Source organism: Nocardia sputi (genome assembly GCF_023501985.1).
In genome coordinates this window covers 195,763-210,004 of record NZ_JAMFLC010000003.1, presented here as the reverse complement: position 1 = coordinate 210,004, position 14,242 = coordinate 195,763, and the positions used below count along the sequence as shown (strand labels likewise).

At 68.5% G+C, this 14,242-nt stretch carries 15 protein-coding genes; 11 read left to right on the top strand and 4 right to left on the bottom strand.

The features are described 5' to 3' along the window. The first annotated feature begins 132 nt into the window (after positions 1-132). Both M8859_RS05685 and M8859_RS05680 read left to right on the top strand, forming a co-directional pair. Positions 133-564 (top strand): ATP-binding protein, encoded by a 432-nt coding sequence (locus tag M8859_RS05685; RefSeq protein WP_159930346.1) that lies wholly within the window; start codon positions 133-135, stop codon positions 562-564. Further along, positions 554-1,339, top strand: a complete 786-nt coding sequence (locus M8859_RS05680) for an RNA polymerase sigma factor SigF (RefSeq protein WP_159930347.1) — start codon at positions 554-556, stop codon at positions 1,337-1,339. The genes M8859_RS05685 and M8859_RS05680 overlap by 11 nt, the downstream gene beginning before the upstream one ends. Before the next feature lie 43 nt (positions 1,340-1,382). On the opposite strand, the gene M8859_RS05675 is transcribed toward M8859_RS05680, so the two are convergent. Next, the gene (locus M8859_RS05675) at positions 1,383-1,700 is read right to left on the bottom strand and encodes a hypothetical protein (RefSeq protein ID WP_195139348.1); all 318 of its coding nucleotides are present in this window, start codon (positions 1,698-1,700) and stop codon (positions 1,383-1,385) included. A gap of 210 nt (positions 1,701-1,910) precedes the next feature. On the opposite strand from M8859_RS05675, the gene M8859_RS05670 reads away from it, so the two are divergent. The 7 genes from M8859_RS05670 (at position 1,911) to thpD (ending at position 7,781) form a co-directional block, all read left to right on the top strand. Beyond that, positions 1,911-2,258, top strand: a complete 348-nt coding sequence (locus M8859_RS05670) for a hypothetical protein (RefSeq protein ID WP_223514196.1) — start codon at positions 1,911-1,913, stop codon at positions 2,256-2,258. Between the two features lie 445 nt (positions 2,259-2,703). Then, positions 2,704-3,414, top strand: a complete 711-nt coding sequence (locus tag M8859_RS05665) for a response regulator transcription factor (RefSeq protein ID WP_249643956.1) — start codon at positions 2,704-2,706, stop codon at positions 3,412-3,414. Beyond that, complete coding sequence (locus M8859_RS05660; protein ID WP_159930350.1) at positions 3,401-4,510, top strand: sensor histidine kinase; 1,110 nt, start codon at positions 3,401-3,403, stop codon at positions 4,508-4,510. The genes M8859_RS05665 and M8859_RS05660 overlap by 14 nt, the downstream gene beginning before the upstream one ends. 82 nt (positions 4,511-4,592) lie before the next feature. After that, entirely contained in the window at positions 4,593-5,195 is a 603-nt protein-coding gene (gene ectA, locus M8859_RS05655; RefSeq protein ID WP_159930351.1) for a diaminobutyrate acetyltransferase, read from the top strand. Then, positions 5,192-6,469 (top strand): diaminobutyrate--2-oxoglutarate transaminase, encoded by a 1,278-nt coding sequence (gene ectB / locus M8859_RS05650; protein WP_195071133.1) that lies wholly within the window; start codon positions 5,192-5,194, stop codon positions 6,467-6,469. The genes ectA and ectB overlap by 4 nt, the downstream gene beginning before the upstream one ends. Continuing rightward, positions 6,466-6,867: an ectoine synthase gene (locus tag M8859_RS05645; protein WP_159930353.1), complete on the top strand. Its 402-nt coding sequence runs from the start codon at positions 6,466-6,468 to the stop codon at positions 6,865-6,867. Before ectB ends, M8859_RS05645 begins: the two co-directional genes overlap by 4 nt. An 8-nt stretch (positions 6,868-6,875) precedes the next feature. Further along, on the top strand, positions 6,876-7,781 hold the full coding sequence (thpD, locus tag M8859_RS05640) for an ectoine hydroxylase (RefSeq protein ID WP_159930354.1): 906 nt from the start codon (positions 6,876-6,878) through the stop codon (positions 7,779-7,781). Between the two features lie 98 nt (positions 7,782-7,879). On the opposite strand, the gene M8859_RS05635 is transcribed toward thpD, so the two are convergent. The 3 genes from M8859_RS05635 to M8859_RS05625 all read right to left on the bottom strand — a co-directional run bounded on the left by M8859_RS05635 (position 7,880) and on the right by M8859_RS05625 (position 12,337). Next, positions 7,880-9,043 (bottom strand): lactate 2-monooxygenase, encoded by a 1,164-nt coding sequence (locus tag M8859_RS05635; RefSeq protein WP_159930355.1) that lies wholly within the window; start codon positions 9,041-9,043, stop codon positions 7,880-7,882. 69 nt (positions 9,044-9,112) lie between these two features. Beyond that, positions 9,113-9,925 carry a 23S ribosomal RNA methyltransferase Erm gene (gene erm / locus M8859_RS05630; RefSeq protein ID WP_195071131.1) on the bottom strand — a complete coding sequence of 271 codons (813 nt, stop codon included), beginning with the start codon at positions 9,923-9,925 and terminating at the stop codon, positions 9,113-9,115. A 321-nt stretch (positions 9,926-10,246) separates the two neighbouring features. Further along, entirely contained in the window at positions 10,247-12,337 is a 2,091-nt protein-coding gene (locus tag M8859_RS05625; RefSeq protein ID WP_249643955.1) for a tetratricopeptide repeat protein, read from the bottom strand. 334 nt (positions 12,338-12,671) lie between these two features. On the opposite strand from M8859_RS05625, the gene M8859_RS05620 reads away from it, so the two are divergent. Both M8859_RS05620 and M8859_RS05615 read left to right on the top strand, forming a co-directional pair. After that, positions 12,672-13,754 (top strand): NAD(P)H-dependent amine dehydrogenase family protein, encoded by a 1,083-nt coding sequence (locus M8859_RS05620; protein ID WP_249643954.1) that lies wholly within the window; start codon positions 12,672-12,674, stop codon positions 13,752-13,754. Continuing rightward, positions 13,751-14,242 carry a carboxymuconolactone decarboxylase family protein gene (locus tag M8859_RS05615; protein ID WP_159925874.1) on the top strand — a complete coding sequence of 164 codons (492 nt, stop codon included), beginning with the start codon at positions 13,751-13,753 and terminating at the stop codon, positions 14,240-14,242. Before M8859_RS05620 ends, M8859_RS05615 begins: the two co-directional genes overlap by 4 nt.

Sequence of the window (14,242 nt, the reverse complement as noted above, 5' to 3'; positions counted from 1 at the left end):
GAACGCGGCGGTCTTTCTGGTCCACAGTCCGCGGCGCCTGCGGCGCCTGCGGTGTTTCGGTGGCTGGAGGAGAACCCGCAGCGGTATCCAGGCCACAGTGGAGTGGCTGTGAGGACAAGGTGGTGATGGGCAATGGGGGAGTGGACTTCCCGATCCTTTACCGACACGACGACAGTCGGCGTACGGGTGCCCGCCCGGCTGGAACAGCTGACCATGTTGCGCGCGCTCGCCGAGACCGTCGCCCTCATCGCCGACTTCGCCCTGGACGAGGTGACCGACATCCGGTTGGCGCTCGACGAGGTGGCGACCTCGCTCATTCTCGACGCGGCGCCCGGCTCGATGATCGACTGCGAGTTCACCTACGACACCGACAAGATGTTCGTGCACGTGTCCTCGGTCGCGGCGACCGAGTCGGTGGTCGGCCACGCCGGGTTCGGCTGGCACATCGTGCGGACGCTGACCGACTCAATCGCCGCCGCGCAGGGCTCCTACGACAGCGTGCTGGGCGGATACCCCACGGTGATCGACTTCAGCTGGGTGCGGGGTGCCCCGAATGGCGGGTGAGCCGAGGTCGCGGGGAGACTCCTACGACAACATCGAGCCGCTGTTCGAGAAGATCGCCGCTCTGGGTCCCGGCGATCCGCGCCGGGAGGCTCTGCGGCAGGAGTTGATCGAGCGATGCCTGCCGCTGGCCGAGCACATCGCCCGCAAGTTCTCCGGCCGCGGCGAGAACTTCGACGATCTGCTGCAGGTCGCGCGACTGGGGCTGGTGCAGGCCGCGGACCGTTTCGACGTTTCGCGCGGGTCGTCGTTCCTCTCCTTCGCGGTGCCCACCATCATGGGCGAGGTCCGGCGGCATTTCCGGGACAACACCTGGGCCGTTCGGGTGCCGCGCCGGACCAAGGAGATCCAGCTGAGCATCGGTCCGACCATCGAGACGCTGTCGCAGCGACTGGGCCGGATGCCGCGCGCGAGGGAGATCGCCACGGAGCTGGAGGTCGATCTGGTCGAGGTGACCCAGGCTCTGATCGCGGGCAACGCCTACCAGTCCTCGTCCATCGACGCGGTCGCGGGCGAGGACGCCGAGAGCGTCCCGCAGCCGCTGCTGGACAGCCTCGGCACCGAAGAGCCCTCCTATCACTTGGTCGAGGACGTCATGGCGGTGAAACCGCTGCTCGGCGAGCTGCCCGAACGCGAGCGCCAAGTGCTGATCATGCGGTTCTTCGAGTCGTTGACGCAGAACCAGATCGCCGAGCGGCTCGGGGTGTCGCAGATGCACGTCTCGCGCATTCTCTCCAGGACGTTGAACTCGTTGCGCGAGCAGGCGCTGCGGGACTGAACCGCCGCGGAACCGAACTGCTGCGGAATTGAAATCGGGCCTCCTACACCGGGTTCGGCGGGGCCGGGTCCGGCGACGGGCCTGGCAGTCCCGGGTCCGGCGCTGGGCGGCCGGGGTCGGGCAGCGGAGGGGCCGGCGACGGACCGGGCATCGGTGGACGCGGCGCCGGGCCGGGGACAGGTGGCAATGGATCGGGTTTCGGCGTAACGGGATTCGGATCCGGAACGGGGTCCGGCTCGGGGATCGGCGGCACCGGGTCCGGCTCGGGAATGGGCGGCACCGGGTCCGGCTCGGGTGTAGGCGGCACCGGGTCGGGCTCGGGCGTGGGCCGGACCGTCTGTGCCGCGTCGGCGCTGGGCATGCGAACTCCTCCTCTTTCGTCGATCGGCCTGCGCCGCGGCGAAGACGCCGCGTATCCGGCCGGTCATCGGCGGGGTTACCCATCGTTCGCTTGCCGAACCGGGCCGGCGCTCACGCTGCCGGCGGTGCGGCCGGGCAGTTTGCGGAATATGCCCCACGGGTAGTCAGACAGGAGCCGGACAACAGATGCCGATGGCTCGAGGAGCTCGTCATGACCGACCAGCGCTGCCCAGGCACCCGTAATCCGTGGTTCGGATCGGGTGGCTCAGGGGCGCCGACCCAGACCGAGGGGATTTCCGTCACCAGGAATCACGACGTCATCCGCCGCTGGGCCGAACAGCGCGGCGCCCGGCCCGCGACCGTTCCGGGCAGCGAGTACGACGGACGGCTCGGCGTGCTGCGGTTCGACTTCCCCGGGTACGGGGGCGCCGTACTGCGCAGGGTCGGATGGGACGAGTGGTTCGCCACGTTCGATGCGCGGAGATTGCGCTTCTGGTATCAGGAGCGTGGCTCCGAAGGCCCGCCGAGCAACTTCAACCGTCTGGAGCCCCCGCGATAGCCGGTGATCCGCTGGAAACCGCGTGAGACCGATCACCGTTGAGTATCCGCGACCGGAGCATCCCTGATATGTGACGCACGGCACGGCAGCGTTGTGAGTTCGGTTATCGGTCCTTCGGTTCGCGCGGGCGGGGAAGCGTCCGATTGTGTCAACGAAAGACCATGTCGCTGAGCATTTTTCATGAGATGGATGCTGCCGGGCGCAATCTCTGCAATGCCGGAACACCGAGCAGCGCCGGTGCCCCGTTCCCTACCGAGCGATCGCGCCGTATAGCGTCGAGAGCCGAACCAAGGGGCCCGCAGCGGTCTGCCGAACGTTTACCGGCCCAGCGCCGCGGGTACTCGGAGCCGAGCAAGGTTGCTCGAAAAGCGGAAGGTCGCGTCGGTATGGGGATGCGGTTGTCCGCATCGTGACGCGCTTTCGCATGTCTGCAAGGGATAAGGTCTTGAGCGCAAACCTGATGATCGTGGAAGACGACGACCGGGTCCGTGGTGCGTTACGGCTGGCCATGGAGGACGAGGGATACGACGTCGACGAGGCGGAGGAAGCCGAGGACGCGCTCACCCATCTGCGTAGCAACGGTGTTCCCGACGTGATGATCGTCGATCTGATGCTCGGTGGCATGGACGGATTCGAATGTATCCGGGAGATCCGCCGCGACCACGACGTCCCGATCATCGTGGTCAGCGCCCGCGACGACACGCACGACGTGGTGGCCGCGCTGGAGGCCGGCGCCGACGATTTCGTCACCAAGCCGTTCGAGATCAAGGAGATCACCGCTCGCATGCGCGCGGTTCGCCGCCGTTCGCGGCTCACCGCCGAACGCGAGACGCCGCAGGAAGCGGTGCTCGAGGCCGATGACACGGCTCCGCTGGTGCTCGCTCGCGACAGTGGCGTAGTACGCCGCGGCGACGAGGAGATCCGGCTGACGCTCACCGAATTCCGTCTGCTGTGTGAACTCGCCGAGTCGCCGGGCCGGGTGCTCAGCCGCACGGTGCTGCTCGAACGTGTCTGGGACCGAGGGTTTTTCGGCGACGAGCGCATCGTGGACGTGCACATGCGGCGGTTGCGCACGAAGATCGAACGGGATCCGTCCGATCCACGCATCGTGGTGACGGTGCGCGGGCTCGGCTACCGCCTCGATGTCCGGCGCTGAGCGCTGGATCGACGCCGAACGCTGGAGTCCGAACGCTTGGAGCCTGCGCGCTCGGGTGACCGCCGCTTTCGCGACGATCGCCGCGCTGATGTCACTGGTGATGGTCGTCTCGGTGTTCGTGATCAGCCGCAGCTATCTGGAAGCGCAGCGACCGCACGCCGGCAGCGCGTCACCGGGAGATCTCAACGCCGATCTCGATCTGCTGCGCAACGTACTGATCGGCTGCGCCGTCGTGGTCACCCTGATCGGCGCGGCGGTCGGCTGGTGGGCGAGCAGGCGGGTGCTGACCCCGCTGCACCAGCTGGCGGGCACCGCCGCGCGGATCGCCTCCGGCGACCTCGGTCAGCGGTTGCCCGCGACCCGTGACCAGGACCTGGCCATCACCGTCGAGTCGTTCAACACCATGGTGGACTCGCTGCAACGGCGCATCGAGCGCGAACACCGGCTCTTCGGCGACGTCAGCCACGAGCTGCGCACGCCGCTGACCACCCTGATGGCCAGCGTCGACGTGCTCAACCGGCACCGCACCGACCTGCCGGAACGTTCACAGCGGGCGCTCGGCTTGGTCACCGCCGAGATCGAGCACCTGCGCAAGCTGCTCGATGATCTGCTCGCGCTCGCGCGGGTGGAAGCGGGCATGCACCACGGCGACGCCGAGCCGCTGTCGGTGCGCGACCTGCTGGTCCACACGCTGTCCGATCGTCGCTACCCGGGCGAGCTGCTCACGGTGCGCCAGGACGTCACCGTGCGCGGCCGCAAAGTGGAGTTGGAACGCGCGGTGGCCAACCTGCTGCACAACGCCGACCGGCACGGCGGCGGTGTGGTCGCGGTCACCGTGGACCGGGACGGCACCGAGGCGGTGCTCACCGTCGACGACGCGGGTCCCGGTGTCGCGCCCGCGGACCGGAGCCGGATCTTCGAGCGATTCGCGACCGCCCGCAGCGGTCGGCGCTCGCCCGGGGGCACGGGCATCGGCCTGGCGTTGGTCGCCGAGACGGTCGCCACCCACGGCGGCCGGGTGGACTGCACCGACCGACCGGGCGGGGGTGCGCGATTCGTCGTGCGGCTGCCCCGGCTCGGCGACATCAATCCGTAATACGACCGTAAAGAAGTCGACTGGTTCACCTCAAAGTCGCTTCGTAAGCCTGGATAAGTACTGCTGATCGACGAGGAGTTGTATGTCACTGCCAACCCTGTCCCCAGCGGAGATCGAGCGATCGCGCGTCGACAAGGCCGCGGCCGCCCTGGGAGCCACGCCGTCCCGGAAAGGCGCCGGACCAGCCGTGGTCCTGCGCACGCCTCGTTTGGGCGACGGCGCTCCGATGTGGCGAATCGCCAAGGATTCCGCGGTGCTCGACGTCAATTCGAGCTACGCGTACCTGCTGTGGTGCCGCGATTTCGCCGGCACCTCGGTGGTCGCCGAGTCGGACGGCCGCGTCGTGGGCTACGTGATCGGATTCGTCCGCCCGCAGGCGCCCGACACCGTCTTTGTCTGGCAGATCGCGGTGGACCGTTCGCAGCGCGGCCGCGGCATCGGCGCCGAGTTGCTGCACACCCTGCTCAACAGTGTGTCGGCCCAGGGTGTTTCGGTTCTCGAAACGACCATCTCGCCGGACAATGCCGGTTCCATCGCGCTGTTCACGTCGGTGGCGCGGGCGAGGGGAGCGGACATGACCAAGCGGCCTCTGTTCGACGCCGGTGTCTTCCCCGACAACCACGCACCCGAAGACCTGTATCGCATCGCCCCGACCGCCCGTACCACCGAGGAGGATCACCGATGATCAACGCCGACACCACCGTTTTCGAGAGCCTGGAGTCGAACGTGCGCGGTTATTGCCGCGCCTGGCCCACCGTGTTCACCACGGCGAAGGGCAGCTGGCTGCGCGATGAGGAAGGCAAGGACTACCTGGACTTCTTCGCGGGCGCCGGTGCGCTCAACTACGGCCACAACAACGACGTGCTCAAGCGCTCGCTGCTGGACTACATCGCCGGTGACGGCATCACCCACGGCCTGGACATGTCGACCGTGGCCAAGCGGGAACTGCTGGAGACGTTGCGCGACACCCTCTTCACCCCGCGCGGGATGGACTACAAGGTCCAGTTCCCCGGCCCGACCGGAGCCAACGCGGTCGAAGCCGCGCTCAAACTGGCGCGCAAAGTCACCGGTCGCGAGACCATCGTCAGTTTCACCAACGCTTTTCACGGCATGACCCTCGGTGCGCTGTCGGTCACCGGCAACGCGGCCAAGCGCGCGGGCGCGGGCGTGCCGCTGGTGCACGCCGCGCACATGCCCTACGACGGCTACTTCGACGGCACCACCGCCGACTTCCAGTGGATGGAGAAGGTGCTCGACGACACGTCCTCCGGCTTCGACCGCCCCGCCGCGGTGATCGTGGAGACCGTGCAGGGCGAGGGCGGCGTCAACGTCGCCCGCGCGGAGTGGCTGCGTCACCTCGCCGGTCTGTGCGCCGATCGGGAGATCCTGCTGATCGTCGACGACGTGCAGATGGGTTGCGGCCGTACCGGCCCGTTCTTCTCCTTCGAGATCGCGGGCATCACGCCCGACATCGTGACGTTGTCGAAGTCGATCGGCGGTTACGGCTTGCCGATGGCCCTGGTGCTGTTCAAGCCGGAACTGGACGAGTGGTCGCCGGGTGAGCACAACGGCACCTTCCGTGGCAACAACCCCGCTTTCGTCACGGCGACGACCGCGCTACGCCACTACTGGTCCGATGACGCGTTGCAGACCGCGACCCAGGCCAAGGGCGAGAAGATCGCCCGTACCTTGAGTGAGCTGGCCGGATACTTCCCTGGCGTCTCGACCCGCGGCCGCGGCTTGGTGCAGGGCGTGGTGTTCGACGATCCCTCGCAGGCGGGCAAGGTGTGCCAGATCGCCTTCGAGCGCGGTTTGCTGGTGGAGACCTCCGGCTCCACCGACGAGGTGGTGAAGCTGCTGCCGCCGCTGACGGTCACCGAGCAGGAACTCGACCAGGGCCTGCACATCCTCAGCGGGGCGGTCGAGTCGGTGTGCGGCGGGATGGGGGCGATCGCATGATCGTGCGCACGACCGCGGAGATCACCGGCACCGAGCGTGACGTGGCAGGCGAGGGCTGGCGCAGCAAGCGCATCGTCCTCGGCGGCGACGGCGTCGGCTTCTCCTTCCACGAGACCACCATTGACGCGGGGACGGTGCACGAGTTCCACTATGTGCACCACGTGGAAGCGGTGTGGCTCATCGAAGGCACGGGCACGCTGACGGATCTGGACAACGGCGTCGAATACGAACTCGCTCCCGGCTCGATGTACCTGCTCGACGGACACGAACGTCATCGCCTGGAGGTGCGCACCACGATGCGGATGATGTGCGTGTTCAACCCGCCGGTCACCGGGCAGGAGGTTCACGACAGCAACGGCGTCTACCCGCTGGTCGCCGCCGCGACGATCGGAGGTTGAGAACACCAATGGTTCTGCAGCAGACCGAAGCCCCGCCCGAGACGGCTCGCTACGATCGCTACCCGACCCGTCTCGGTGCGGCCGCTCCGCACTTGGAGCGTGCCGACCCCGCGGTGTGGGGGGAGATCGAGAGCCCGGAACTCGCCTCGTTCGACGCCGACGGGTTCGCCATCCTGGACCAGCTGCTCACGCCCGACGAGGTGACCGAGTTCAGCGGTGAGATCAGCAGGCTCGCGAACGACCCGGACCTGCGCGACGACGACCGGGTGATCGTGGAGAAGTCGTCGAACCGGGTGCGCTCGGTCTTCGAAGTGCACAAGCTCAGCGCGGCGATCGACGAACTGGTGCGTCAGCCGCGGGTGCTCCGGTTGGCCGAGCAAGTGCTGGGATCGCAGGTGTACGTGCATCAGAGCCGGGTGAACTACATGCCCGGCTTCCGCGGCACCGGTTTCTACTGGCACTCCGATTTCGAGACCTGGCACGCCGAGGACGGTATGCCCGCTCCGCGCGCGGTGAGCCTGTCGATCGCGCTGACCGACAACTACCCGATCAACGGCAGCCTCATGGTGATGCCGGGCTCGCACCACACTTTCGTGCCGTGCCTGGGCAGCACACCGGCCGAGCACTATCGGGAGTCGTTGCAGGAGCAGGAGATCGGCGTGCCGACGACCGACGACATCACCGCGCTGGCGAACCGGTACGGGATCAGCCAGTTCACCGGCCGGGCGGGCTCGGCGCTGCTGTTCGACTCCAATTTGATGCACGGGTCGTCGAACAACATCACCCCGTTCCCCCGATCGAACATCTTCGTGGTGTTCAACAGCGTGCACAACACGCTGGTGGAGCCGTTCGCCGCGCCCGCGCCGCGACCGGCTTACATCGGCAGCCGCGACTTCACGCCGCTGTCGGCCTGATCGAGGGCCGCCGCCGCGAGCGTGTGACCCACCCGACCAGTGGGCGGGTCACACGCTCGTGGCGTTTCGCGGGACACGAGCGTCCGTAGGCGCGCCGGTCAGGCGAGCCGCCGGATCGCTTCCGGAGTCAGGTCGGCAATCGTGGGGTACCCGTCGACCGCCATGAGCAGATCCGCCTCGGCCAGCAGCGAACGAACCACGTGCACGAGGCCGTCGACGCCGCCGAGGGCGAGTCCGTACGGGTAGGGCCGCCCGATGCCGACGGCCGTCGCCCCGAGCGCCAGCGCCTTGACGATGTCGGCGCCGGTGCGGACGCCGGAGTCGAAAAGCACCGGCAGGCCGTCGGCCGCCGCCACCACCTCCGGGAGATGCTCGATCGCCGGGATGCCGCCGTTGGCCTGCCTGCCGCCGTGATTCGAGCAGTAGATGCCGTCGACGCCCGCGTCCTTGGCTCGCCGCGCGTCGTCGGGATGACAGATGCCCTTGAGGACCAGCGGCAGGTCCGTCAGCGAGCGTAGCCACGCCAGGTCATCCCACGTCAGCGCGTTGCCGAACAGGGAGATCCAAGTGAGGATGGCGGTTTTCGGGTCTTGTTCGGGCGGGCTGGGCAGCAGGGCGCGGAACACCGGATCACTGAAGTAATTGGCCAGGCAGTGTCCTCGCAGCTGCGGAAAGTTCGATACCGCCAGGTCACGGGGGCGCCAGCCGGGCACCCAGGTGTCCAAGGTGACCACGATGGCTCTGAAACCCGCGGCCTCGGCTCGCCGGACCAGGCTTTGTGCGAGGTCGCGGTTGGTCGGGGTATAGAGCTGGAACATCCCGGGGGTGTCGCCGAACTGCGCCGCCACGTCCTCCAGCGGATCGACGGTGAGGGTGGAGGCGACCATCGGGACACCGGTGCGCGCGGCGGCCTTCGCCGTGGCGATGTCACCGTGCCCGTCCTGAGCGCACAAGCCGATCACGCCGACCGGGGCGAGGAAGATCGGCGTCGGCAGCGTCATGCCGAACAGTTCGATGGAGAGGTCCCGTGTCTTGCGCGCGCGCAGCATGCGAGGGATGAGGCCCAGTTTCTCGAAAGCCGTGACGTTGGCGCGCTGGGTGAGCTCGTCGCCCGCCCCTCCCGCCACATACGACCAGATCGCCGGTGGCAGTGCCGCCCGGGCCTTCGCTTCCAGGTCGGCATACGTCATCGGCAGGTCGGGCAGGACACCTCCGAGGCCCTGGAAGTAGATCTCGTTCTGGTAGTCGCCGAAGTTGGTCACGGTGCTCCTGTCCTCGTCTTCGGTGCATGAATGTATCCGATACGTTTCTGTAGCGAGTTCGGTTTCCGGTCAGGCCCGCAGCGCGCGATACAGGGTCAGCCAGCGATCCGGGGAGACCAGTCCGACCGGTTGTTCGAGTGATACTCCGGCCTTATCGCAGGCGCGGCGTACGGCTCGGGAGGGGAATTCCCGCCGCAACGAGGCGGCCAGGCTGCCCCCGACTCCGGAGAAACCCAATTCGACCACGTTGCGGTACTCACCGATCTGCTCGCCCGGCAGCAGCGGATCGGGCCGGGTGCGCAACCGCAGGATGGCGGTGTCGACCTGCGGAACGGGGTGGAAGCTATGCCTGCCGACCTGTGCGCCGAGTCGGATCGCTGTCGTTGGCCAGTGGCCCACGGTGAGTTTGGTCCACCGGCCGTAGTAGCCGGAGTGCTTACGGGCGAACTCGAGCTGGGTGAGCAGGGTCGCGGAGGTGAGTCCTCGCGCGGCCAGACACCAGCGCACGATGTCGGTGGTGATGGCGAACGGCACGTTGGCAACGACCGCGAACGGCTCCCGTGGCGGGCGCGCTTCTCGGAAATCACCCTGGTACAACCGAATTCGCGGATCGTCCGCGTAGCGGCGGCGCAGCAGGGTCGCGTAGCGCGGATCCTTCTCGTAGGCATGGACCCGGCCGGCCGCAGCCAGCAATTGCCTGGTCAGCATGCCGTCGCCGGGGCCGATCTCGAGGACGAGATCGTCGGCGGTGACGCCCGAGGCGCGCACGATCAGCCGGGCGACGCCGGCATCGATGAGGAAGTTCTGCGACAGCCGTTTGCGGGTGGTCGCGGGGTGGCTGCCGCTGTCGCGGGCATGTGAAAGGGAACGATGGCGGGACATGGGTGTCCTCCGAACGGAGTGGTCGAATCAGGAAGGGTGATTCGCCCGGACCCATGCCAGGGCACGTGGAGACCGGCGACCGGTTACCGGCCGCCGTCGCGGATTGCGCTCAACGGATCAGGAGATCGGAGCGATACGGTGCGCCGGCAGAGCCCAGGCCTCCGTACGCAGCCGGATGTAATACGCGCCGACCGCGCACGCTCCGTTCGCACCAGGACTGCCGCACATGCCCCGCAACGTACGTCATCGGTCTATCCGTATGCCACTTGTTTTCCCGGTCGGGTCGGTTCCGGCGCTGTGCCGGCCCCCCTCGCGCGTGGCTCAGCGGGAGGTCGGCTGATCCACCGCGTCCGCCTCGTGCTGCTCGGCGGCGTAGGCCCGCCAGGATTTGGCCTCCGCGTGCTTGCCCAGCTGGTCGAGCAGATCGGCGAGTTCGGCGATGGCGCGAGGTTCGCGGCGGTCGGCGGCAGTGCGCCACCAGGATTCGGCTCCGACGGGATCGCCACGCCGTAGTCGTACCATGCCGAGTTCGTATGCCGCCCCGGCATGTCCGGCTTCGGAGGCCTGCGCCCACAGTTCGCATGCTTGTTCTTCCTCGCCACGGCGGTACATCGCGACGCCGAGGTCGTAGAGCGCGCCGCGATAGCCGGGATCGCCCGACTGTCCCGGCTCGCTCGCTCGCGGCGATGCACCTACAGTCGAGGATCTTTCGGCGGGTCGCACCGGTTTGTCCAACGCCGATGCGGTGGTGGGAACCTGAATGCTCGACGCTGCGACCGGCGTACTCGGCACCGGAAGGGTCTGCGTTACCAGTGCGCTGGGATCGTCGGCAGGGTGCTCTGGGGGCGGTGAGTGCGGCGCCTGCGGAGCGGCAGGTGAGTTCGAGACCTCGGGGGCGGAGCGTGGCTGCGCTGGTGGTGGTCCGGAGTCGGGAAGCGAGGCTTCCGCCGGGGATCGGGTGGGGGTGCCGGTCGGGTCGAAAGCGCGAGACGCCTCCGGTGCGGTCCACGGGTTCGTGACCAGGGGCTCGGAATCGGTGGGCGAATTGTTCGCAGCGGCGGAACCCGGGGAGTGCGGGGCGGGATGAGGTTGCGCTAGCGGAGAATCGGAGTCAGAGGACGCAGTCTCTGCCGGGGATTCGGTGTGGGTGCCGGTCGAGTCGAAAGCGTTGAACGCGTCCGGTGCGGTCCACGGGTTCGTGACCAGGGGGTCGGGATCGGTGCGCGGACCATTCGCGGCGGGCCGAGTGGTAGCGGGGGAAAGGAATTCCGGTGCGGGTGGCGTGTTGCCGATCAGCAGGCCGGAACCACGGCGCGCGGGGTCTTCGGGCGGATGCGTGTGCGCGACCGGAGGGCCGAAGGCGCCGTACGGGTCCGGCGCGGATCTTCCGTTCACAGCCCGGCGCTCGGGCGCCGAGCGTTGCGCGGATTGGCCGGTCTGCTCGTGCGGTAGCCGCGAGCCGGTCGAGGCGGACTCGCCGTCTGTTCCGGAGGCGGCGTCGGCGGCGAGTGAGTCGGGGCCGGTGTGCGTGACGTCGGCCGCGGGCTGTCCGACGAGTGGGCGCGGCAGCGGGTTCGGGTTGTCCGGTGTCGGCGAGCCGAGAGAAGCCTGCGAGGTTTCGGGGGTTGCGCGGGAGGACTGTAAGTTCACGAACAGACTGCCGGGGCGGCGGGGCGGGCCGCTCTGCATAGCTTGCCCGTTCACGCCGTTTCCGGCGGCGGGGGGATGGGTGGCAGGCTGCTCGACGGAAGCTGCCGGTTCGGTCGGAGCGGGTCCGGCGTCGATACGAGGGACCGGCATGGTCGGCGCGGTCGGCGGGCCCGCCGAAGAGGCCGGCGGCGGGGCGGGCGAACTCATGCTGGTCGGGGACGTCGCGGGTGGGGCCGACGGTTCGGGTGCGACGGCCGTGGGAGCGGTGGACACCTCCACGACCAGGTTCGCGAAGTTCGGCGGTCCCTCGCCGATGCTGCACCACAGGACGATGCGACCGTTGGGCCGGTGCTCGACGACGATGCCGTAGTTACCCGTCCAGGACTTCTGCGTTCCGAATTCGTCCACCCAGACCGGAGTCAGGGTCACCAGAGTCGCCGGCGCGGTCGGCGTGACGTCGAAGCTGACGCCCGCGGCCAGCGCGTCGCTCCACGCGTCGACTCCGGCGAGGGACCGCCCGTGCAGGTCCAGGTAGCCGTCGATGACCGACAGCCCCATCCCGAGCCCGCGCAGTCCGGCGGGCGGCGCGGCGGAAATCATCGTCAAGGTGACGGTGGTAGGCGCTGGGCCGACTTGCTCGGTGTACATCGGGTAGACCATGCTGCCGTGCCAGACGATCGGGTCCGCGCTCTGGTAACGCGCGGCCAGCGGCAGCTCTTCGGGCGTATTCCGGGCAGCCCAGGACGAATACCGCTCGTTCACTGTCGCGCGCCCGCCTTCCACCCGATCCCGACCGCCGCCCCCGCGCCGGGCGGCCGGATATACCGTACTAGCCGCGAACCAGAACTGCGCCGCAAACCCCTGGCCCTGGGTAATGCCCTGCGCGCAACGCTACCGGGGAGTTCGCACCTTTCCCAATGGTGCGCGGCGGGGCGCCCGACCTATCCGCGCACGCCGGCGTTACCGGTTCCCGGCGGCACGGCGTTCCAGGGTGGCCGAATCCTTTCCCAGCATCCGGAACAGCCGATACATCGGAATCGTGAGCGCCTTTCGCGGAATGACAAAAGGCTGACCAAGCGCTTGCTACGCTCGATCGATGATCTCCACGGTGGTCTGGGGCACCGGCAATGTCGGCCGCGCGGCCATCCGGGCCGTCGACGCCCATCCGGCGCTGCGCCTGACCGGGGTGCTGGTGCACGATCGGGCGAAGGTCGGTCGCGACGCGGGCGACCTCGGCGGACTCGGTCGACAACTCGGTATCGCCGCCACCGGCGACATCGGCGGAGTTCTCGATGCGCGCCCGGACGCGGTCGTCTACGCGGCCTCCGGCGACATCCGTCCCGACGACGCGCTCGCCGACATCGTGCGCGCACTACGCGTGGGCGCCGTGGTGGTCACACCAGCGCTGTACGCGCTCTACGACCCGCGCAACGCCCCGCCGGAAGTACGCGATCCCGTCCTGGAGGCGATCGCCGCGGGCGGCGGATCGCTGTTCGTCTCCGGCATCGACCCCGGTTGGGGCAACGACGTGCTGCCCCTGCTGATCAGCGGGCTCGGCAGCACGGTCGAGACGATCCGCTGCCAGGAGATCTTCGACTATTCCACCTACGACCAGCCGGACTCGGTGCGCTACCTGGTCGGCATGGGCCAGCCGATGGACTATCGACCGCCGATGCTCGCGCCGTCGGTGCCCGCCATGGTGTGGGGCGGGCAGATCCGGCTGATGGCACGGGCGCTCGGCGTCGAACTCGACGAGATCCGCGAGACGCTGGACCGGCGGGCCCTGGACGCCACCGTCGCCACGGCGTCGATGGGGGAGTTCGCGGTGGGCACGCAGGGCGCCGTGCGTTTCGAGGTCCAAGGCATCGTCGAGGGTCAGCCGCGTCTGGTCATCGAGCATGTCACCCGCATCCATCCGTCCTGTGCCCCCGACTGGCCCGTGCCAGCCGACGGCGGCGCGGGCGCGCACCGGGTGATCATCGAGGGTCACCCGCGCATCGAAGTGACCGTCGAGGCGACCGACGAGGAAGGCAACCGTTCCGCAGGCGGGAACGCCACGGCGGTCGGCCGCCTGGTCGGTGCCATCGATTGGCTGGTCGCCGCGAAGCCCGGACTCTATGACGCACTGGAGGTCCCATTGCGCCCCGCGATCGGCAAACTCGGAAGGAAGCAGCCATGATCATCGACGTTCCCGAGGGGAAGGATCCGATCGGCTATGTGTGGGGTGAGATGGTTCCCGGGATCGGCGTCGCCGCTTCGAACTTCTCACTGTCGGTGTACTCGCACAGCACCCTCGGCCTCCGGGAATTCGAGGCGGCCAGGCTGCGCATCGCCCAGATCAACGGTTGCCTGTTCTGCATGGACTGGCGCACCGAGCGGGACGGGACGAAGGTCGAGCCCGAATTCGCCGAGGCCGTCACGCAGTGGCGGACCACCGACGCCTTCGACGAGCGCACCCGGCTCGCCGCCGAATACGCCGAACGCTACGCCACCGACCACCACAATCTCGACGAAGAGTTCTGGAGCCGGATGCTCGCCCGCTACAGCCAGGCGGAAGTGGTCGAGCTGAGCATGAGCATCGGCTCATGGCTCGCTTTCGGCCGGCTCAACCACGTCCTCGGCCTGGACGCGGTCTGCGTTCTGCCCGGTCATTCCACCGGCCGATAA

Coding starts and splice junctions, on each gene's coding strand:
- ectA (WP_159930351.1), top strand. CDS start 4,593: ATGTCACTGCCAACCCTGTCCCCAGCGGAGATCGAGCGATCGCGCGTC.
- erm (WP_195071131.1), bottom strand. CDS start 9,925: ATGTCCCGCCATCGTTCCCTTTCACATGCCCGCGACAGCGGCAGCCAC.
- M8859_RS05660 (WP_159930350.1), top strand. CDS start 3,401: ATGTCCGGCGCTGAGCGCTGGATCGACGCCGAACGCTGGAGTCCGAAC.
- M8859_RS05620 (WP_249643954.1), top strand. CDS start 12,672: ATGATCTCCACGGTGGTCTGGGGCACCGGCAATGTCGGCCGCGCGGCC.
- ectB (WP_195071133.1), top strand. CDS start 5,192: ATGATCAACGCCGACACCACCGTTTTCGAGAGCCTGGAGTCGAACGTG.
- M8859_RS05680 (WP_159930347.1), top strand. CDS start 554: ATGGCGGGTGAGCCGAGGTCGCGGGGAGACTCCTACGACAACATCGAG.
- M8859_RS05615 (WP_159925874.1), top strand. CDS start 13,751: ATGATCATCGACGTTCCCGAGGGGAAGGATCCGATCGGCTATGTGTGG.
- thpD (WP_159930354.1), top strand. CDS start 6,876: ATGGTTCTGCAGCAGACCGAAGCCCCGCCCGAGACGGCTCGCTACGAT.
- M8859_RS05675 (WP_195139348.1), bottom strand. CDS start 1,700: ATGCCCAGCGCCGACGCGGCACAGACGGTCCGGCCCACGCCCGAGCCC.
- M8859_RS05685 (WP_159930346.1), top strand. CDS start 133: ATGGGGGAGTGGACTTCCCGATCCTTTACCGACACGACGACAGTCGGC.
- M8859_RS05670 (WP_223514196.1), top strand. CDS start 1,911: ATGACCGACCAGCGCTGCCCAGGCACCCGTAATCCGTGGTTCGGATCG.
- M8859_RS05645 (WP_159930353.1), top strand. CDS start 6,466: ATGATCGTGCGCACGACCGCGGAGATCACCGGCACCGAGCGTGACGTG.